General features: G+C 77.0%; 14 protein-coding genes and 1 pseudogene. 7 read left to right on the top strand and 8 right to left on the bottom strand.

All coding sequences use genetic code 11. The features are described 5' to 3' along the window. Positions 1-554 precede the first annotated feature (554 nt). Positions 555-1,955 (bottom strand): FAD-dependent oxidoreductase, encoded by a 1,401-nt coding sequence (locus HCK00_RS11090; protein ID WP_168101678.1) that lies wholly within the window; start codon positions 1,953-1,955, stop codon positions 555-557. A 208-nt stretch (positions 1,956-2,163) separates the two neighbouring features. Between HCK00_RS11090 and hemG the strand changes: the two genes are divergently transcribed. Further along, positions 2,164-3,870 (top strand): protoporphyrinogen oxidase, encoded by a 1,707-nt coding sequence (hemG, locus tag HCK00_RS11085; protein ID WP_168101677.1) that lies wholly within the window; start codon positions 2,164-2,166, stop codon positions 3,868-3,870. A 4-nt stretch (positions 3,871-3,874) separates the two neighbouring features. Beyond that, entirely contained in the window at positions 3,875-4,585 is a 711-nt protein-coding gene (gene hemQ, locus HCK00_RS11080) for a hydrogen peroxide-dependent heme synthase (protein WP_168101676.1), read from the top strand. Positions 4,586-4,671: 86 nt separating this feature from the next. Here the strand turns inward: hemQ and HCK00_RS28870 are convergent, their stop codons facing one another. From HCK00_RS28870 to zapE, 6 genes and pseudogenes are all read right to left on the bottom strand, one after another. Continuing rightward, complete coding sequence (locus tag HCK00_RS28870; protein ID WP_512700806.1) at positions 4,672-5,124, bottom strand: SCO6045 C-terminal-like domain-containing protein; 453 nt, start codon at positions 5,122-5,124, stop codon at positions 4,672-4,674. A gap of 815 nt (positions 5,125-5,939) precedes the next feature. Beyond that, positions 5,940-6,822: pseudogene (locus tag HCK00_RS11070) on the bottom strand (MbnB/TglH/ChrH family RiPP precursor modification enzyme); the annotation flags it as partial. A 783-nt stretch (positions 6,823-7,605) separates the two neighbouring features. Then, positions 7,606-8,463 carry a DUF4142 domain-containing protein gene (locus HCK00_RS11065; protein WP_206320214.1) on the bottom strand — a complete coding sequence of 286 codons (858 nt, stop codon included), beginning with the start codon at positions 8,461-8,463 and terminating at the stop codon, positions 7,606-7,608. A gap of 616 nt (positions 8,464-9,079) precedes the next feature. Next, complete coding sequence (locus tag HCK00_RS11060; RefSeq protein ID WP_240965477.1) at positions 9,080-9,931, bottom strand: aminoacyl-tRNA hydrolase; 852 nt, start codon at positions 9,929-9,931, stop codon at positions 9,080-9,082. A 433-nt stretch (positions 9,932-10,364) separates the two neighbouring features. Next, positions 10,365-11,774 (bottom strand): alkaline phosphatase PhoX, encoded by a 1,410-nt coding sequence (locus HCK00_RS11055; protein ID WP_168101675.1) that lies wholly within the window; start codon positions 11,772-11,774, stop codon positions 10,365-10,367. A 460-nt stretch (positions 11,775-12,234) separates the two neighbouring features. Beyond that, positions 12,235-13,338, bottom strand: a complete 1,104-nt coding sequence (gene zapE, locus HCK00_RS11050) for a cell division protein ZapE (protein ID WP_240965486.1) — start codon at positions 13,336-13,338, stop codon at positions 12,235-12,237. A gap of 297 nt (positions 13,339-13,635) precedes the next feature. On the opposite strand from zapE, the gene HCK00_RS11045 reads away from it, so the two are divergent. The 4 genes from HCK00_RS11045 to msrB all read left to right on the top strand — a co-directional run bounded on the left by HCK00_RS11045 (position 13,636) and on the right by msrB (position 17,261). Then, positions 13,636-14,523, top strand: a complete 888-nt coding sequence (locus HCK00_RS11045) for a pyrimidine reductase family protein (protein WP_168101674.1) — start codon at positions 13,636-13,638, stop codon at positions 14,521-14,523. A gap of 202 nt (positions 14,524-14,725) precedes the next feature. Beyond that, a complete protein-coding gene (locus HCK00_RS11040; RefSeq protein WP_168101673.1) occupies positions 14,726-15,193 on the top strand; it encodes an indole-3-glycerol phosphate synthase in 468 nt (155 codons plus the stop codon). Between the two features lie 69 nt (positions 15,194-15,262). After that, a complete protein-coding gene (murC, locus tag HCK00_RS11035; protein WP_168101672.1) occupies positions 15,263-16,669 on the top strand; it encodes a UDP-N-acetylmuramate--L-alanine ligase in 1,407 nt (468 codons plus the stop codon). A gap of 181 nt (positions 16,670-16,850) precedes the next feature. Next, positions 16,851-17,261, top strand: a complete 411-nt coding sequence (gene msrB, locus HCK00_RS11030; RefSeq protein ID WP_168101671.1) for a peptide-methionine (R)-S-oxide reductase MsrB — start codon at positions 16,851-16,853, stop codon at positions 17,259-17,261. 122 nt (positions 17,262-17,383) lie between these two features. On the opposite strand, the gene treZ is transcribed toward msrB, so the two are convergent. Continuing rightward, positions 17,384-19,225, bottom strand: a complete 1,842-nt coding sequence (gene treZ / locus HCK00_RS11025) for a malto-oligosyltrehalose trehalohydrolase (RefSeq protein WP_168101670.1) — start codon at positions 19,223-19,225, stop codon at positions 17,384-17,386. Between the two features lie 323 nt (positions 19,226-19,548). Here treZ and HCK00_RS11020 point away from each other — a divergent pair, with 323 nt between their 5' ends. Further along, positions 19,549-20,118 carry a DUF1707 and FHA domain-containing protein gene (locus tag HCK00_RS11020; RefSeq protein ID WP_168101669.1) on the top strand — a complete coding sequence of 190 codons (570 nt, stop codon included), beginning with the start codon at positions 19,549-19,551 and terminating at the stop codon, positions 20,116-20,118. The last annotated feature ends 23 nt before the right edge of the window (positions 20,119-20,141 follow it).

Here is a 20,141-nt window from a genome sequence, read left to right as displayed (position 1 = left end):
CGGACCGTCCCGGCCCGGCCGCTCGGGGAAATACCCCCGGACGTGGGATGGCGGGGGCGGCGGAGGTGTGAACCCCGGGTGGCGGTGGCCCGAACTCCCTGGTGAGGCGTCAACTCGGCGCCGATCGGCGGGAGGTGGGGCGGAGCCGGCGGGTGCTCAGCCGTGCTGGGCTCCCGGCCGGGAGACGGCTCTCCGTGGGGCCTTTGTCGCGCGTTGTTCGCCGCGTGTTCGCCGTGTGGCCGTCCCCCGCGTCCGCCGGAGGCTGCCGCGGGTGCCGCCGGGGCCCCGTCCGCCGGCCCCGGCCGCCGGGCCCCGGCCGCCGGCCCCGGCGCGGGCAGCCGGCCGGGGCCCGGTCACCGAGGCCGGGGACGCCCGGGACGGGTGCACCCCCGGCCGCGGAGAAACAGTTGGCGGGCCTCCGGACCCGGGGCGGGTACGGCGGCCGGACCGCGGGCACCTCGGCGGATCCCGCCGGGCGGCGCTGGGCCGGGGCCGGTCGCCGGGCGGTCCGGCGGTCCCGGCGTCATCCCGGCGGTCCCGCTGTCGCCTCCGCGTCAGCGGCCCCGGAGGTCGCGGCTCACCTCCGCCGCCGCCCGCCGCGCGGCGACCAGCACCGGGTCCCACACCGGGGAGAACGGCGGCGCGTACCCCAGGTCGAGGCTGGTCATCCGCTCCACGGTCATGCCCGCCGTGAGGGCCACGGCCGCCACGTCCACGCGCTTGCCCGCGCCCTCCCGGCCCACGATCTGCACCCCGAGCAGCCGGCCCGTGCGCCGCTCGGCGAGCATCTTCACCGTCATGGAGCGCGCGCCCGGGTAGTAGCCGGAGCGGCTGGTCGACTCGGTGGTGACGGTCACGAACTGCAGGCCCGCGGCCCGGGCCTCCGCCTCCAGCAGCCCGGTCCGGGCGATCTCCAGCTCGCAGATCTTGCTGACCGCCGTCCCCACCACGCCGGGGAACGTCGCGTAGCCGCCGCCGACGTTGGTGCCGATGACCTGGCCGTGCTTGTTGGCGTGGGTGCCGAGGGCGACGTGGCGCGACCTTCCGGACACCAGGTCGAGGACCTCCACGCAGTCACCCCCCGCCCAGATGTCCTCCCGGCCGCGCACCCGCATCGCCAGGTCCGTGAGCAGCCCGCCGGAGGAGCCCAGGGGCAGCCCCGCCTCCCGCGCCAGGGTGGTCTCGGGCCGGACGCCGAGGCCGAGGACGACCAGGTCGGCGGGGTACTCGCCGTCCTTGGTGCACACCGCGCGGACGCGGCCGTCGTCCCCGGTGCGCACCTCGGTGACCTCCGCGCCCGTCACCGTCTCGATGCCGAACTCGCCCATCGTCTCGTGCACCAGGCGGCCCATGTCGGGGTCGAGCGTGGACATCGGCTGCTCGTCCCGCTCCACCACCGTGACGTGGCAGCCCCGCCGCCGCAGCGCCTCCGCCATCTCCACGCCGATGTATCCGGCGCCGACGACCACCGCCCGCACGCCCTCGGCCCGCTCGCCGAGCGACTCGGCCAGCGCGCGGCCGTCGTCCAGCGTCTGCACCCCGTACACCCCCTGCGCGTCGATGCCGGGGATCTCCGGGCGGAGCGGGCGGGCGCCGGTGGCGATCACCAGGTCGTCGTAGCCGACCCAGCGCTCCGCGCCGGGGCCGGGGTGGTCGAGGTCGCGCACCCGGACGCGCTGCCGCCCGGTCTCGATGGCGGTGACCTCGGTACGGAGCCGGAGGTCGATGTCGCGGGCGCGGTGCTCCTCCGGAGTGCGCGCGATCAGCGCCTCCGGGCCGTCGACGACGCCACCGACCCAGTACGGGATACCGCAGGCCGAGTACGAGGCGAAGGAGGAGCGTTCGAACGCCGTGATCTCCAGCTCGTCCGGGCCCTTCAGCCGGCGCGCCCGCGACGCGGCCGACATGCCGGTCGCGTCGCCGCCGATGATGACCATCCGCCTGGGTGCCGCCATGTGTCGTCCTCTCGCCCGGGGCCTGTGCCCGCCACGGTAGACGGTAGGCCGCCTGCCCGGTCACGCCCGGTGGATGCCCCCGGATGCCCGGATGCCCGGAGACCCCGAGGCCCGGGCGTCCCGGTCCCGGGGGCCCGGCGCGGCGGCACCCGGGGGCGGGATCCCGGGCCGCGTCCGGGGCCGGGAGCCGCTCTGAGAGAGTGGGGGCATGAGCGAGACGGACGACGGGACCGGGGCGGGGACCGGCCGCGGCCCGGCGGCCGGCGGGGCCGGACGCGGCGGTCATGTCGTGGTCGTCGGCGGCGGGATCGCCGGACTGGCGGCCGCGCACCGGCTGCTGGCGGGCGGGGCGCGAGTGACGCTGCTCGAAGCCTCGCCGCGGCTGGGCGGGAAGCTGCTCGCCGGGGAACTGGCCGGGGTGCCGGTGGACTTCGGTGCCGAGTCGCTGCTCGCGCGCCGCCCGGAGGCCATCGGCCTGGCGCGCGCGGTCGGCCTGGCCGAGCGGCTCCAGGCCCCCGCCACGGCCACGGCGGCGCTGTGGACGCGGGGCGCCCTGCGGCCCCTGCCCACCGGGCACGTCATGGGCGTACCGGGTGACATGGCGGCGCTGGCGGCCTCGGGCGTGCTCTCCCCGGAAGGGCTGGAGCGCGCGCGGCGCGAGCCGGAGCTGCCCGTGCGGCCCCTGCCCGCCGGCTCGAACCGCTCCGGCACCCCGGGCACCCCGGGCGGTCCCGGCGGTGCGGTCCCCGGGGAGGGCCGGGAGGGCCGGGACGGCGGCGAGGGGGAGGACCCCGACGTCGCGGTCGGCGCGTACGTGGCGGAGCGGTTCGGCCGCGAGGTCGTGGACCGGCTCGTCGAACCGCTGCTCGGCGGGGTCTACGCGGGGGACGCCTACCGGCTGTCGCTGCGTGCCGCGGTGCCCCAGCTCTACGGGGCGGCCCGCGAGGGGCGGATGCTCACCGGGGCGGTGCAGGAGCTGCGGCGGCGCTCCGGGGCTGCCACCGGACCGGTGTTCCTGGGGATCGAGGGCGGCGTCGGCACGCTGCCGGAGGCCGTCGCCGCCGCCTGCCGGGCCGGCGGGGCGGAGATCGTCACCGGGGCGGCCGTACGGGAGCTGCGCCGCGCCGGGGCGGGCTGGCGGCTGGTGGCCGAAGGCCCGGGCGCCGGGGAGGCGGGTGCCGCCGCGGCCCGCGCGGGCGCGGCCGTCACCCGGCGGTCCGTGCTGACCGCGGACGCCGTGGTGCTGGCCGTGCCGGCCGCCGCCGCCGCGCGGCTGCTCGCCGGCCCGGCACCGGCCGCCGCCGCGGAGCTGAACACCGTGGAGTACGCCTCGATGGCGCTGGTCAGCATGGCCTTCCGCCGTGCCGATCTCGGCGGCCCCGACGCTCTCGCCGGACCCGCCGGACCCACCAGCCTCGCCGGACCCGCCGGACCCGCCCCTGGTGCGCGGGGCAGCGGCTTCCTGGTGCCGGCCGTCGAAGGGCGGGCGATCAAGGCGGCCACCTTCGCGAGCCGGAAGTGGGGCTGGATCGGCGCGGCCGCCCCGGAGCTCTTCGTGATCCGCACCTCCGTCGGCCGGCACGGCGAGGAGAGCGAGCTGAAGCGGGACGACGCCGGTCTGGTCGAGGTCTCCCTGCGGGATCTCGGCGAGGCCACCGGGCTCCGCGCCCGTCCCGTCGGCACCCGGGTCACCCGCTGGCGGGACGGGCTGCCGCAGTACCCGGTCGGCCATACCGGCCGGGTGGCGCGTATCCGTGCCGCCCTCGCGGACCTGCCCGGCCTGCGGGTCTGCGGTGCCGCGTACGACGGAGTGGGCATCCCGGCCTGTGTCGCCGGGGGCACCGCCGCCGCCGAGGACGTCCTCGGCGGTCTGGCCACCCTGGCGCCGGGCACCGCGCCGGGAGAAGGAGAATGAGGGCATGACTGCTGAGAAGAGCCCGAACGCGGGGAAGAAGGCCAAGGACCTCAACGAGGTCATCCGATACACGCTCTGGTCGGTCTTCCGGCTGCGGGACCTGCTCCCGGAGGACCGCGCGGGGTACGCGGACGAGGTCGAGACGCTGTTCGAACAGCTCGCCGCCAAGGACGTGGTGGTCCGCGGCACCTACGACGTCTCCGGCCTGCGGGCCGACGCCGACGTCATGATCTGGTGGCACGCGGAGACCGCCGACGCCCTCCAGGAGGCGTACAACCTCTTCCGCCGGACCCGGTTCGGCCGCGTGCTGGAGCCGGTCTGGTCGAACATGGCGCTGCACCGCCCCGCCGAGTTCAACAAGTCCCACATCCCGGCCTTCCTCGCCGACGAGCGGCCGCGCGAGTACGTCAGCGTCTACCCCTTCGTCCGCAGCTACGAGTGGTACCTGCTGCCGGACGAGGACCGCCGGCGGATGCTCGCCGACCACGGCAAGATGGCGCGCGGCTTCCCGGACGTGCGGGCCAACACGGTGGCCTCGTTCTCGCTCGGGGACTACGAGTGGCTGCTCGCCTTCGAGGCGGACGAACTCCACCGCATCGTCGACCTCATGCGCCACCTGCGCGGCTCCGAGGCGCGGGCCCACGTCCGCGAGGAGGTGCCCTTCTACACCGGGCGCCGCAAGCCGGTCGCCGAACTGGTCGCCGGGCTGGCCTGAGCCACCCGCCGGGCGCCCGCGGCCGGGGCGGTCCGCGCCGGACGGCCCTCCCCGGGCGCCGGGCGGCCCCCGCCACGGCCGTAGGGTCACCGGGCCGGTGTCAGGGCCGGGGCGAGGCGGCGGAGCAGGGCGGCGAGCCGGTGGCGCGGCGGCGGCACGGGGCGTGCGCGCTCCCGCCACCAGCGGTGCAGACGGCGCAGGGCGGCGGGGTCCGGCGCGCCACCGGGGCCCGCGGTCTCCCCGCCGGCTCCACCACCGGTGCCGGTGCCTGCGCTGCTGCGCGTGTCGAGGACGAAACGGGCGAACTCCAGGGCGTCACGGCGGTATCCGGTCACCGGGGGCCGGACCCGCGCGTAGCGGGCGAAGAGTTCCGGGAAGTGGGGCCCCAGGATGCGGGGCAGTTCGGGCGCCACCCGGGCGATCACCCCGGTCCGCTTGGCGACGAGGGCCCGCCGCTGCACGGCCAGCCGCCCCGGGTCGAAGCCCGCGGGGACGGGACCGTCCGCGACCAGCGCCGCCAGCAGCGCCGTCTGCGCCACGGCCAGCCGCAGCCGGGCGGGGTCCTCCGCGTCCGGGTCCCCACCCCGCCCGCGGCCATCGCGCTGCCGGGGAACGGCGTGCCCGGGGGCGGGGCGCCCAGGGTGGGCCGGAGAGGGGCCGCCGGTTCGCCCGCCGGGGGCGGGCCGCGCCGTGGGGGCGGACGCGGGTGCGGGAGACGGCGCCCGGGTCACCGCGGGGGCGGCGGCGGAGCGGGCGCCGGGGGGCTCCGGGCGCTCCCTGCCGGATCTGTACCCACCGCCCCCGTCGGCGTCCCCGGTGCCGGAACCGTCCCTGCCGGTCGCCGTGTTGCCGGGCCCGCTGGTGACGGTGTTGACGGCGGTGTTGACGGCGGCGGTGGCGGGGGCCCGGGGGACCGCCGCGTCCGCCGCCACCGCCGCGGCCAGCCCGGCCGCCTCGGCCGCCGCGGCCAGACCCGCCTGGGCCGCCGCGCTGACGTCCGGCGGAGACGCCTCCCGGACCGGCCGCGGCGCGCGCGCCGGCCGATGGACGGCCGGCCCGGTGGCGTCCACGCCGGCCGTGCGCCCGGTGCCGCCGGTGCCGACCGAGCGGCTCCCGCGGCCCCCGCGGTTCTCGCTGCCCCCGCGGTGCCCGCGGTCCGGAGTGGTGGTGCCGCCCGAGTCCTGCGAGGCGCCCGGGCTGCTCGTGCCGGCCGCGCGGGGGGCGCGGTCGGGACCGCCGCTTCCCCCGCCACGGCCGGTGCCGCCCGTACCCCCCTCGCCGCCCGTGCCGCCCCTGCCTGCCGTGCCGCCCGGGCCGTCGTGTGCGGGAGCCGAGCGCGATTCCCGCCCCCGCTCGTGGGCGGACCGGCCCGGCCCACCGGGGCGGGCGGCGCGGCCGGCACGGGCGGATGTCACCACCTCGCGGATCGCCGCCAGTTCCCGGGCCAGCTCCGCCGGGCCGGGGAAGTCCTCGTCCCGCTCCAGCAGGACACCGGGCGGATCCGCGCGGGCGCACAACTCGGCGAGGATCCCCAGAACCTGGGGCGGCACCGGGTGGGCGTGGCTGTCGTGCCAGACACCGTCCCGCTCGACCCCGCCCGCCACATGGACGTAGGCCAGGGCCTCCCACGGGAGGGCGTCGAGCGCGGCGATGGGGTCCTCGCCCCGGTTGACGTGGTTGGTGTGGAGGTTGGCGACGTCGATCAGCAGCCCGACGCCGGTGCGCTCCACCAGTTCCGTGAGGAACCGGCCCTCCGTCAGCTCCTCGTCCGGCCAGGTGACCAGCGCCGCGATGTTCTCCAGCGCCAGCGGCACGGGCAGCGCCTCCTGGGCGATGCGGACGTTCTCACAGAGCACGTCCAGCGCGTCCCGGGTGCGGGGGACGGGCAGCAGGTGCCCGGCTTCCAGCGGGGGCGTGCCGGTGAGCGGGCCGCCGCCCCGGACGAAGGCGATGTGTTCGGTGACCAGCGGGGCGTCCAGGGCCTCGGCGCACGCGGCGAGCGCGGTGAGGCGGGACGGGTCCGGCCGGTCGGGGCCGCCGAGACCGAGGGAGACCCCGTGCGGGACGATCGTCGTGCCGCGCTCCCGCAGCCGCCGCAGAGCGGCCGGGAGCCGACCGGGGCGGAGGTTCTCCGCGACGGCCTCGACCCAGTCGAGGCCGGGCAGCTCCTCGACGGTGCCGGCGATCTCCGGCCGCCAGCCGATTCCCGTGCCCAGTTCCGCGCGTCGTGTGCCCATCCCCGTGCCTCCTTCGCCCGCCGTTCTCCGCCGGGTGCCGGCCGTCTGCGGGGAGACATCGCCACCGCGCGGGGCGGTGAACCGCGGGAGGGGCGGTTCCAGAGGTTGATTTGAGCTAATCGCCCCGGTGGGCCGGCGCCCCGGACGTCTCCGGGGAGGCCTCGCCGACCCCGGCGAGCGCGGCATCATCCGTATCGGTGACGGGGTCGTCGCCGGTGACAGCGTTCTGCCCGACGGCCGGACCCTCACCGGACGCAGCCGGGCAGGCCCTCCGGGCGGCGGCCCCGGCGCCGGCCGTCTCCCGCGCAGCCGCCGGCCCCGCCCTCGGGGAGGGGCCCCCGCCACGCGCGGTGGACCGCCGGCGCTCACCGCCCTCGCCACGCGCCGGAGAACCCACCGGACGCCGTCCTCCACGGGAACGGACGGTGCGTCCCGGCGCTCCCCGGACCACCCTGGGGGCTTTGACCCGGCGGCTCGCGAGGATGCGGATACGCGGCCGCCGCCCGTGCTCCCCGGGGGGCGGGGCACGGGCGGCGGGCGTGGGACGGGGCGGCAGGGATCGGGGCGGGGGGAGAGGCACGGGTCCGCGGCCGGTGGCGGCCGGTGGTGGCCGGTGGTGGCCGGTGCCTGCGGACCGGGCCGGCGTGGGGGGACGCCGAGGCGGGGACGGGGAGGAGGGATGTGCGGCGGAGGGGTGGCCGGGTGGGTGGTGGGGGGCCACCCCTCCGCCGCAGTGGCACCGCGGTCGGCCGCCCTAGCGGACCGCGGTGCCCGTCTCGGGGCCTACGGGGCTGCGCCGGCGGGTGCTCCGGCGCCGGGGGCGGGCTCGTCGCCCGCGCCGCCGGCCTGACCGTCACCCTGGCCGTTGTTGCCCGCCGAACCGTCGCCCGGGTCGTCACCGGGTGCGGTCGTCTGCGGCGCGGCGGACGGCAGGGAGGTCACGTTGAGGCCCGGGGGCGGCTCGACCGGCACGGGGGAGGCGATCGGGCCCCCGTCGGGCGGCGGTGGTCCGGAGGGGCTGACCGTGTTGGCGTCCGCCTCCTCGGCGGCGATGGTCTCGAAGTCGACCATCCCGGTGTTCTCCAGCATGGTGATGTGGTCCAGCACGGTCACGTTGGCGGCGTCGGCCATGTCACGGACGAGGGTGTTCCGGGTGTTGTGCCGGACCTGGCCGATGACCCCGAAGACCTTGCCGTGCGCCATGCGGAGCAGGTTGGCGAACTTCCGCTGGTACTCCTCGCCCTGGGCCTCGTCCATCTCCCGGAGCCAGCCCTTCTGCTGCTCGGTGGGCTCGTTGGGGAGCTCCACGCCGAGCTTGCCCGCGATGTCCCGGACCCGGCGGTCCAGGTCCGCGTGGCCGACGATGAGATGGTCACCGGCGTCGCGGATGGCCTGCGTGGGGGCCCGCTCCATCGCCTGCCGCCCGGCGGGCAGTTCCCAGAGGCCGGCCAGCCTGACCTTGACCAGGAAGTCGCGGTCGAGCGCCGACAGCGGTCCCCACTTGGTGTTCACCGTGGAGGCGTTGAGATTGGCGACCCCGGTCCCGGACCGGTCTTCGTACGTCCAGATCGGATAGATGAGCACGCCGATCGTCGCGGCGATCGCCACGAGGATGGCGGCGGTTCCATTGATGCGTCGCAAGATGTCTCCTGCCGGGGCGGCGCACTCGTGGAGGCCGGTCCGGACCACCGGTCCGCCGACCGGGGTGCCGCACCGGCCCGGCGCTGACTGTGGTGGACGGGCCAGGTGGTGCCCGCCGTCGGAGGGGAGGTCCCCGGGGCCGGCGGCGTCAGGGGGAGATACGCGGGCGCCGGGAGGGGTGTTCAAATCGCGGCCGTCCGTCTTTCCGCCGGAGCGGGGACGGCGGTCCGCCGCGACGGGCAAGAGGTGTCCTCCGGCGTCACGCCGGTCTCTCCGGGCGGCCGCCCGCGCCGGCCGCCGTCGGCTCGCGGACCGGTCGCCCGTGGCCGGGGCGGTGGCGGTGGGTCCGGTGGGGCGGACCGCCGAGGCCGCACGGGTGGACGGGTGGACAGCCGCGCGGAGGGACGGCCGCGCGGAGGGACGGGTGGACGCGGACAGGCGGCCGGACGGGTGGGCGAGACGGCGTGGGGGCCTCCTGCCGGGATCACGGGACGTCGCGGAGGGCCGGCGCGGAGGATCTCCGCGCGCCTCCCCGGCCCGGGCCGGTGTCTGCCGGCGGCGGCCGGCGGCCGGCCCGGTGCCGGGGCACGACGGCCGGGACCGCCCCCGGGCGCCGTCAGCGGTCGCGGAGCGCCGGGTGGTCCGCGACCACCGTGCAGGTCCCCGGCGCGATCTCCGTGAAACCGGCGTCCCGCACGACGGGGAGCCCGGCGCCGGTGAGTCCGGACCAGTCGCCGGGGGCGGCGGAGCGGACCGCGAGCGGGAAGCCCTCCGCGCGCCAGGCGGCCCGCCCCGCCGGGGTCAGGCCCAGCCAGGCGAGCTGGGCCCCGTGCCCGGCCTGGGCCATCGCCTTGCCCGCGGACATGCGGATCCCGGGGTTCAGCCAGAGCACGGGAAGCCCCGCCGCGGGGGCGGGTGGTGGCTCCGGGTCGTCCAGATCGGTGCCCGAGACCTGGAGTCGGGCCAGTTCTTTCGGCCAGCCGTCGAGCGGTACCGGCGGATACACCCGGACCTCGGCCGCACCGCCGGTGACGGTGATGCCCGGCAGGGCCTCCGCGCGCCGCCACTCGGCGCCGCGCGCCCGGCGCACCACCTTGCGGATGCGCGCGTCCTGCCAGGCGCGCACGGCCGGATACCAGACGCCGTCCGGATGGGCCGCGCGTTCGTCGGAGAGCAGGGTCGGCACCGCGCGGGCCGCGGCCTCCAGCGCGTCGGTGCGGGACGGTGGGGCGGCCTTCTCGATCCGGACCACCAGGGGGAGGACGAACTGGGGTGCGGCGTCCCGGTCGGCGGCGCCGGGGCGGAAGGCGCCGGTGCCCGGGCCGGTCTCGTCACGGGGCCCGGGAGCGGCGCCGGGTACCGGGCCGGTGCCGGCGGCGGTCCGGGGGACGGAGGCCGTCCCCGGACCGCCGGTGGTGCCCGGGCCGGGCCCGGCGGCGGGGCGGCCGTGGGCGTCTGGGGTGGTCATCGGGCCAGTCTGCCAGCGCCGCCCACCGGACCCGGCCAGGCCCCGGACCGAGCCGCCACCGGCGGGGCAGCGGAGCACGGGCGTGGGTTCGGAGCAGCGGCAGCGGCAGCGGTTCGGCGCGGCGGCCGGGGACGGGTGCGTCCGGCCCCGGCTGCCGGCCCCGGGCGGGGCGCCGGAACGGTCCGGAGGGGAGGTTCGGGCACGTGAGCGCAGGCGGCGGCCCGGGCAGCGGTACGGGCCCGGGCACGGCGACCGGACCGGGGCCGGTGCCTGCCCGTCCCCGGCCGGAGGCACCGGCGGGGGACCGGCGTTCCGGTACCGGTCCGGAGGGCGGGTACCCCGGGGGTGTGCCTGCCCGCTTCCGGAGGCCGGCGCCGGAGGGGAGCCGCCGCGTGGCGCGCGGCGGCTCCCCGGTGGTGCGGCGGCTCGCCGGTCAGCCGCGCCAGGGGCCGGTGACGGCGAAGGTCGTCCCCGGCTCGTAGCAGTTGACGTACATCGTGCGGCCGTCCGGGGAGAAGGTGACGCCGGCGAACTCGCCGAACCCCGGGCCGTCGTCGGATTCGATGAGCTGGCGGTTCCGGGCCACCGGGTACACCGTGCCGCGCCGGCTCAGCCCGAAGACGTGCTGGGCGCCCTCGCCGTCCTCGCAGACCATCAGTCCGCCGCCGGGGGCGAGCGCGATGTTGTCGGGTTCCTCGCCGGGCTTCTCGAGGTCCGTGTCCGGGCCGAAGGCGATCACCAGCGTCAGCCGGCGCCGCGCCGGGTCGTAACGCCAGACCTGCCCGTAGTGGTCGGCCGCCGAGCCCTCGTCGCGCTTGGCGTAGCTGGAGACGAAGTAGACACAGCGGCCGCCCCAGTAGCAGCCCTCCAGTTTCTGGGCGTGGGTGATCCCGCCCTTGCCGAAGTCCTGGAAGCGGATCGCCGTCTCCCGGGCCAGGGGGTCTGGCACGGGTACCCAGGTGATCCCGTCGAACTCGGTGCCCGGTTCCTGGACGACGGAGAGGTCCGGCACCCCCGGCACGCGCATGGCCTCCAGGGTGCCGCCCGCCCGGAGGGAGCCGCGGCCGCCGAGGGGTTTCTCCGGGTGGAAGCGGTAGAAGAGGCCGAACGGTTCTTCGAAGGCGTCCTCCGTCTCGTAGACGGTGCCGGTGCGCGGGTCGATCGCGATGGCCTCGTGCTGGAACCGGCCCATGGCCGTGAGCGGGACGGCGCCGGTGCGGCGCGGGTCGTAGGGGTCGACCTCGAAGATGAAGCCGTGGTCCTTCTCGTAGCCCTCCTCGCCCGCGCGGAACTCCGTCTCCTCACAGGTGAGCCAGGTGTGCCAGGGGGTGGTGCCGCCGGCGCAGTTGGTGGAGGTGCCGGCGATGGCGACGTGCTCGTCGCGGACGCGTCCCCGGCCGTCGACCACCAGGGTGGTGCAGCCGCCGAGCGCGACGGGGTCGTAGGTGAGGCCCGGCACGGCCGGTACGCGGATCTTGTCGTCCAGCCGGTTCTCGTGGTTGCGGACGAGGCGGACGCCGTCCCGGCCGGGGCCCGGTCCGGGGGAGCCGGGGGAGCCGGGGGAACCAGGAAAAGCAGCCATGCCGTCGTGGTTGCTGGGGACGGGACCCTCGCCGGAACGCATCGGTTCGCCCTCGCGCGAGAGGACGGTGTAGCGGAACCCGCGGGGGAGGTCGAGCAGGCCCTCCGGGTCGGGGACGAGCGGGCCGTAGCCGTCCCGGCCGGGGCCGGGACCGTGGGCGTCGGCAGTGCCGGCGAACAGTTCCGAGACGGTTCCGGTGAAGGCGATGGCGGCGCCTACGGCCCCTGAACCGGCGAGGACTTGACGGCGTGTCGCGGACATCGGGTTCCTCCCTGCTGGCGGACAGGAATTGACCCGGCCGTGTGTAGCACGCAACCGACTGTTCGGAAACCGGCCACGCCGTGACGATTCTGCGGGCACCGGTACCAGGACCTGTGCCCCTGCCGCCCCGGGCCGTCCCGGGACGGCGGCGGCGACGGCGCCCGGACGGGTGCACGGGGCCACGGGAGGCGGGCAGGAACGGCGGCGGGGTGGCGGGTGCGGCGCCGGACTCCGTGGCCGGGAGCGGCCGGGAGCGGCGGGGAATGGCGGGGAAGGGCCGGGAATGGCGGGGAGGCCCGCGAGCCCTGACGGCCGGGGCCGGGGCCGGGTCCGCGGACGGGGCCCCGCCCCCCGCCGTGGCTCTGTCCCGGCCGCCGACGCGGAGCCCCCGGTGCGCCGGAGCCGGGCCCCGGGCGTCCCGCGGCGGTGCCCGGAGCCGGCCGGCCACCGGTGGCCGGGCTCAGTCCTCCGGCCGCGCCCGGTCCCTGCCCGCCCGGTCCCCGTCCGCCCCGTTCCCGTCCGCCGGGTCCGTCAGCCGCCGGGCGTCCCGGGCCAGCGCCGTCAGCCGGGAGATGGCGCGGAAGTACTTCTTGCGGTAACCACCCTTCAGCATGTCCTCGCCGAAGAGCTGGTCGAAGGGGACGCCCGAGGCCAGCACCGGCACCTCGCGGTCGTACAGCCGGTCGGCCAGGACGACCAGGCGCAGCGCCGTGGACTGGTCCGGCACGGGGTGCACCCCGGTCAGGCAGACCGCGCGCACCCCGTCGGTGAGAGCGCCGTAGCGGCTCGGGTGGACCCGGGAGAGATGGCCGAGCAGGGCGGGGAAGGTGTCCAGCGAGGCGCCGCCGGTGGCGTGCGCGGCCCGCTCCACCTCCTCGTCCGTGGCCGGCGGAGGCGCCTGCGGCAGACCCCGGTGGCGGTAGTCCTCGCCGTCGATCCGCAGCGGGCGGAAGTGGGCGGAGAGGCCCTGGATCTCGCGGAGGAAGTCCTGGGCGGCGAACCGGCCCTCACCGAGCCTGCCGGGCAGGGTGTTGGAGGTCGCGGCGAGCCCGACGCCCGCCTCGACCAGCTTGCCCAGCAGGGTGGAGACGAGCACCGTGTCCCCGGGATCGTCCAGCTCGAACTCGTCGATGCACAGCAGGCGGTGGCCGCCGAGCGTCCGCACCGTCTCCTGGAAGCCGAGGGCGCCGACGAGGTTCGTCAGCTCCACGAAGGTCCCGAACGCCTTCCGCTCCGGCTCGGCGGGCGTGGCGTGCCAGAGCGAGGCGAGCAGATGGGTCTTGCCGACGCCGTAACCGCCGTCCAGGTACACACCGCGGGGACCGGCGGGAGCGGCGGGTTTCCGGCCGCGGCCGAACCAGCGGCGGAGCCCGCCCTCCGGCTCCGGGCCCGGGCCGAGCCCGGCGGCGAAGCCGCTCAGCACCTCGACGGCCTCGGCCTGGCTGGGCTGCGCCGGGTCCGGCAGGTAGGTGTCGAACCGCGCGCCGGCGAACCGCGGGGGCGGCACCATCTCCGCGACCAGGCGCTCCGCGGGCACCCGGGGCTCACGGGAGCAGAGCGACAGCGGCGCCTGCCCGGTCTGCCCGGCGTGCCCGGTCGGCTCGGTCGGCGGGGCGAGCGCGGCGGGCGGGGTGTCCGGGCCGGCGGTGGTCGGGCTGGATGCGGCGGAAGGATGCACGACACACCAGCGTAACCGCACGCCCGTCCGGGCAGGGCCCCCGTCCTGCCGCAGCGCGGTCCCGCGCGCACCGCGGCGCGGGCGCCCCGCGCGGAGGCGGGCCCGGGGCGGAGCTTCCGCCGTCGCCGGCGGTGCCTCGCGCGCCCCGGAACACCCCTCGGCGGGCGTGAAAGACTGCCCGGCATGCGACGCCTGTTCCCCCCGACGGCCGAGTCCGACGCGGCTGACCTGCACGGACCGCACGAACCGCGCGAGCCACGGCCCCCGCACGCCGGGCGTACCTGGGGCCTGGACGAACTCGCCGAGGCCTACGCCTATCCCGGCGAATCCCCCGGCGGATCCCCCGGCGGCTCTCCCGGCGGGACAGGTGGCGGGGCGTGGCTGCGGGGCAACATGGTCGCCTCGCTCGACGGGGCGGCGCACCACGGCGGCCGCTCCCAGCCGCTGTCCTCCACCGCGGACATGCGGATCTTCGGGGTGCTGCGGGCCCTGGCCGATGTCGTGATCGTCGGGGCGGAGACGGCCCGGGCCGAGGGATACCGCCCGGCCCGGGCCCGGGAGGCGTTCGCGGAGCGCCGGGCGGCGCTGGGGCAGCCGCCCGCACCGGCGATAGCGGTGGTCAGCACGGGACTGGAGCTGGACTGGACGCTGCCGCTCTTCACCGCACCGGCGGTCCCCACCCTCGTCCTCACCGGGGAGGCCGCCGCCGCCCGCCACCCCGAGCGGGTCCGGCGCGCGCGGGAGGCGGGCGCGGACGTGGTGACGGCGGGGCCGGGCGAGGGCGTGGACCCGGCGGCGGCCGTGCGGGCGCTCGCCGGGCGGGGGATGGCCCGCCAGCTCACCGAGGGGGGCCCGCGGCTGCTCGGCGGGTTCGCCGCGGCCGGGGTGCTGGACGAGCTGTGCCTGACGGTGGCCCCCGTGGTCACCGCGGGGGCCGCGCCCCGGATCACGGCGGGCCCCGCGATGGCCGTGCCGGAACGATTCGCTCTGGCGTCGGTCCTGGAGGAGGACGGATATCTCTTCACCCGCTACCGGCGGGTGCGGGGAGACGGGCCGGACGCACGGGGATGAATGGCGACCGGCGGGTCACGGGGAGGGGGAGGGGCCTGGGGGCTCGCCCGGGACGCCGGGTGGCGGTGGCCGATCCACCACCGGGGGTTATCGTTCCGCTCGGTCCCGCAGGCCGGACCCGTGTGTACGCACCCCGTGTGAACACGCACGGGGCAGGATGGTTTCTTTAGGGCCTCGGGCCCGCGAGGAAGAAGGGCGCCCCGTGTTCACCTCCGTACTCATGATCGAGAAGCCACTGGTGCCCGCCGACGTGGAGCTCGTCACCACGCTCCACGGCGCGGAACCCGTCGCCTTCGTCGTCCTGATGCAGCCGCACGGCGACCAGGACCGGCTGCTCCGGGCCCTGGACGACGTCGCGCTCGGCGAGCTGGGCCGCGCGGCGCGGGAGACCGCCGAACCGGAGGGGGGCGAGGCCCGTGACCCGGCGGAGCGCGCCCTGGCCGACTCCCTGGAGGCGCTGCGCGCGGCCGGCGCCGAGGCGGTCGGGCAGATCGTCGAGGAACATCCGCTCGACCTGCTGAGAGGCGTCGTCGAGCAGACGGGCGCCGACGAGGTCCTGGTGCTCACCGCGCCCCGCCTGGTCGAGGAGTTCTTCCACCGCGACTGGTCCTCCCGCGCCCGGCACAAGGTGGGTGTCCCGGTGCTCAAGCTGTACGCCCACACCGCATAGGCTGAGGCCGCTTACGCACACCGGGCCCGTCGGGGCCCGCGGCGACCCAGGAGACCAGGAGAAACGCGCATGGCATCCGCTGTCCCGTCCGCCATGGACCGCCCGCACTTCATCGGCATCGGCGGCGCGGGAATGTCGGGGATCGCGAAGATCCTCGCCATGCGCGGGGCACGGGTGGCGGGCAGCGACGCACGGGACTCCGCCACGGCCGGCGCACTGCGCGCGCTCGGAGTCACCGTGCACATCGGGCACGCCGCCGGGCACCTCGCGGACGACGCGAGCTGCGTGGTCGTCTCCAGCGCCATCCGGCCCGACAATCCCGAGCTGGCCGAGGCCGCCGGGCGCGGCCTCCCGGTGATCCACCGCTCCGACGCCCTCGCCGGCCTCATGGAGGGGCTCCGCCCGGTGGCCGTGGCCGGTACCCACGGCAAAACCACCACCACCTCGATGCTCGCCGTCGCCTTCGGCTCCCTCGGCCTGGAGCCCTCCTACGCCATCGGCGGGGACCTGGACCTGCCCGGGTCCAACGCCCTGCACGGCACCGGGGAGATCTTCGTCGCCGAGGCGGACGAGAGCGACCGCAGCTTCCACAGCTACGACCCCGAGGTGGCGATCGTCCTCAACGTGGAGCTGGACCACCACGCCAACTACGCGTCCCTGGAGGAGATCTACGAGTCCTTCCAGGTGTTCGCCGGATGCATCCGGCCCGGCGGCACGCTGGTGATCTCCGCCGACCAGCCCGGCGCGCGTGAGCTGCGCAGCCGCGTGGCCGACGCTCCACGGCCCGGCCAGAATCTGCGGATCGTCACCTACGGGGAGGCCGAGGACGCCGACATCCGCATCGTCAACATCAACCCCCGGGGGCTGACCAGCGATGTCACCGTGCTGCTGGACGGGCGGGCGCTGACCTTCACCGTCTCGGTGCCCGGCCGCCACTACGCGGGCAACGCCGTCGCCGCGCTCGCCGCCGGCGCCGCCCTCGGACTCGCCCCGGACGAACTCGCCGCGGCCCTCGGCAGCTACACCGGCGTCAAGCGCCGCCTCCAGCTCCAGGGGACCGCCGCGGGCGTCCAGGTCATCGACTCCTACGCGCACCACCCCACCGAGATCGCCGCCGACCTGGAGGCCATCCGCGGCAGCGCCGGTGACGGCCGGGTCCTCGTCGTCTTCCAGCCGCACCTCTTCAGCCGTACCCAGGAACTGGGCATCGAGATGGGCGAGGCGCTCACCCTCGCCGACTCCTCCGTCGTGCTCGACATCTACCCGGCCCGCGAGGACCCGGTGCCCGGGGTCACCAGCGATCTGATCATCGACGCGGCCATCGCCAAGGGGGCCGACGCGCGCGCCGAGCACTCCATGGAGGCCGTGCCGGAGCTGATCGCGGGAATGGCCCGGCCCGGTGATCTGGTTCTCACCATGGGGGCCGGTGACGTCACCGAGCTGGGGCCGAGGATCCTGGCCCGGCTCGCGGACTGAGCCCGCTCCGGCCGGGCACCGTCCCACGGACGGACCGGTCCGGCGGGCACCGCCCGCCGCCGGCGGGGAACGTCGGCACCACGCGGTGGCGCGCACCGGCGCCACGGGTGCCGGGCGGCCCCGCGAGCCCCGGCGCCCGGCCGCCGGTACGGAACACAGGCACGAGGAGAGGACCCCGCAGATGCCGTACGAGATCGAGAAGACCGACGAGCAGTGGCGCGCGGAGCTGTCCCCGGCCGAGTACGCCGTACTCCGCCAGGCCGGCACCGAGCCCGCCCACACCGGGGAGTACACCGACACCACGACCGAGGGCGTCTACTCCTGCCGGGCCTGCGGCGCCGAGCTCTTCCGCTCCGGCACCAAGTTCGCGTCGCACTGCGGCTGGCCGAGCTTCTTCGACCCGAAGGACTCCGACGCGGTCGAACTGGTGGAGGACCGCTCGCACGGCATGGTCCGCACCGAGGTGCGCTGTGCCCGCTGCGGCTCGCACCTCGGCCACGTCTTCTCCGGTGAGGGCTACCCGACCCCGACCGACCAGCGGTACTGCATCAACTCCATCTCCCTGCGGCTGGCCCCCGCCGACGAGAGCTGACCGTGCGGGGCTGACGCGCCTTCCCGGACGGGCCCGCGCCAGGAGGGCGAGGGCCGGGGCCGCCGTGTCCGCCGGCGCGGACTCCGCCCGTCCGCGGGGGCGGCGCCGGTGTGCCCGCCCCGTCATGGCGCGGTTCCCCCGAGGGGCCGCCGGTCCGGCGGCGCGCCGCTCCCGGCATCCGCCGGCCGATGGCGCACGGCTCGGCCCGCCGGGGGCACCGCCAGGACCGCCACGGACTCCGGAGGCAGCCGCACCGCGCCGTCCGCCCCCGGCGGGTCGCAGGGGTGCCAGGCGGCCAGCACCTCCGCGTGCGGGGCCGCGGCCGGGATCCGGGCCGCACCGTCGGAGGAGAGGTTGACCACGGTCCGCAGGGCACCACGGGTGAGGCAGAGCCAGCGCGCCTCACGGTCGTAGGTGACGCGAACGGTCGAGAGGTCCGGGCCGGACGGCTCCGGGCGGGACCGGCGCAGTGCGATCAGCTCCCGGTGCCAGGAGAGCAGCCGGGCGTGGACGGCGTGGCCCGGCTCGTCCCAGTCGAGCACACTGCGGTCGCGGGTCGCCGGGGACTGCGGGTCGGGGATCTCCTCCTCGGCCCAGCCGTGGGAGGCGAACTCCCGCCGTCTGCCCCGCCGTACGGCCTCCGCCAGCTCCGGGTCCGGGTGGTCGGTGAAGTACCCCCAGGGTGTACGCGCGCCCCACTCCTCGCCCATGAACAGCATCGGTGTGAACGGGGACATCAGCACCAGCGCGGCGGAGCAGGCCAGCAGACCGGGGGAGAGGCCGGCGGCCCTGCGGTCCCCCAGGGCCCGGTTGCCCACCTGGTCATGGGTCTGGGCGTAGGCCAGCAGCCGGTACGCCGGGGTGGCGCGCGGGTCGAGCCCGGCCCCGTGGGTGCGCTCGCGGAACCCGGACCAGCAGCCGTCGTGGAAGAAGCCCCCGGAGAGGGTCTTCGCCAGGGCCGCCAGCGGGTCCCGGGCGAAGTCCGCGTAGTAGCCCTGGCTCTCGCCCGTGAGCGCGGTGTGCAGGGCGTGGTGGAAGTCGTCGTTCCACTGGGCGTGGATCCCGTGGCCCCCCGGGCGGGGGCCGGTGGTGCGCGGGTCGTTGAGATCCGACTCGGCGACCAGGAACAGCGGCCGTCCGGTCTGCGCCGCCAGCGCGTCCACGGCCTCCGAGAGTTCCGCGAGGAAGTGGCGGGCCCGGTCGTCGCGCAGGGCGTGCACCGCGTCGAGCCGGAGACCGTCGATCCGGTAGTCGCGCAGCCAGGCCAGGGCGCTGCCGAGGAAGTAGGCACGGACCTCGTCGGAGCCCGGGGCGTCGAGGTTCACCGCCGCCCCCCACGGTGTGTGGTGGCGCTCGGTGAAGTAGGGGCCGAACTCGGGGAGGTGGTTGCCCGAGGGGCCGAGGTGGTTGTGCACCACGTCCAGGACGACCCCCAGCCCGTGCCCGTGCGCCGCGTCGACGAACCGCTTCAGCCCCGGTGGACCGCCGTACGGCTCGTGCACCGCCCAGGGCGCCACGCCGTCGTAACCCCAGCCGTGGGTACCGGGGAAGGAGCAGACCGGCATCAGCTCGACGTGGGTGACGCCCAGTTCCGCCAGGTGCGCCAGCTTGCGGGCCGCCGCGTCGAAGGTGCCTTCCGGGGTGAAGGTCCCGATGTGCAGTTCGTACAGCACGGCACCGGGCAACGGCCGTCCGTACCAGGGCCGGTCCCAGCGGAAAAGGGAGTGGTCCACGACCGCGCCCATCGCGCCCGGCCCGTCCGGCAGGCGCCGCGCCCGGGGATCGGGGCGCACCGGGCCGCCGTCGAGGGCGAATCCGTAGCGGGTGCCGTCCGCCGCCGGGGCCTCGGCCCGCCACCAGCCCGGGCGGACGGGGTCGCGTTCCATGGCGACCACCGGCCCCTCGGCCTCTCCCACGTGCAGCGCGACGGCTCCCGCCGCCGGCGCCCACACTTCGAAGTCCACGGCCTCTCCTTCCCCTCGGTTCTCACAGCTTCCGCGGCTTCCACAGCTTCCGCAGCTTCCGCGGCTTCCGCAGTCCGCGCACCGTCCGCGGCTTGGGCCATGGACGTGGCTCCCGGCGGTTCCGTGTTCCGCCGGTCCTGCTTCTCCTTCCCCGCCTCGCTTCCGTCGGGCGGCGTCACCGCGCCACCTCCCCACCGTGTCGCCGCCCCGTCGGCCGCGCCCCTCGCACCCTTCGTGCGGTCCTGCGGAGCACCGCCCGCCCGCCACCCGCCGTGATTGCTCGCACTGGACACGTGTGGGCCGCTGATCGGACAATCACCCTTGTGACGCCGTCCCATGAGCTCCAGCCCGGCCCGGACCATCTCCCGCGGGGACCTGCCCGGGTGTCGGACGCGGACCGGGACCGCGCCATCAGCCGGCTCCGGGAGGGCGCGGCGGAGGGGCGGTTGTCCCAGGACACCTTCCTGCGGCGGATGGAGCTGGCCCTCGCCGCCCGGGGGCCGGACGAACTGCGTGCCCTGACCGCCGACCTGCCGAACGAGGGCAGGTTCTCCCGGTTCCTGTTCGGTTCGGTCGCGGCCGTCTCCTCCTTCGGGCTGCGGCTGCGCCGGGCCTGGCAGACCGAGCGGCTGCCGCCGCTGCTGCTTCCCGAGCCTGGTCCGCATCCGCTGAGCATCGGGCGGGAGCCCTCCAACGGCCTGCGCCTCGGCGACCAGACCGTCTCCCGCTTCCACGCCGAACTCGTTTCACGGGCCGGGGTCTGGATCCTGCGCGACCTCGGCTCCGCCAACGGCACCTGTGTCAACGGGCGCCGGGTGACGGACACGGCCGTGGTGCACCCGGGTGATCAGGTGAGCTTCGGGCGGCTCTCCTTCCGCCTCACCGCGCGCTGATGCCCGCGGCCGGACGCCGCCCC

This window comes from Streptomyces zingiberis (genome assembly GCF_012034935.1).
Taxonomy (GTDB): Bacteria; Actinomycetota; Actinomycetes; order Streptomycetales; family Streptomycetaceae; genus Streptomyces; species Streptomyces zingiberis.
Note: the sequence above shows the minus strand (reverse complement) of the source record. Positions and strands in the feature narration are given on the sequence as shown.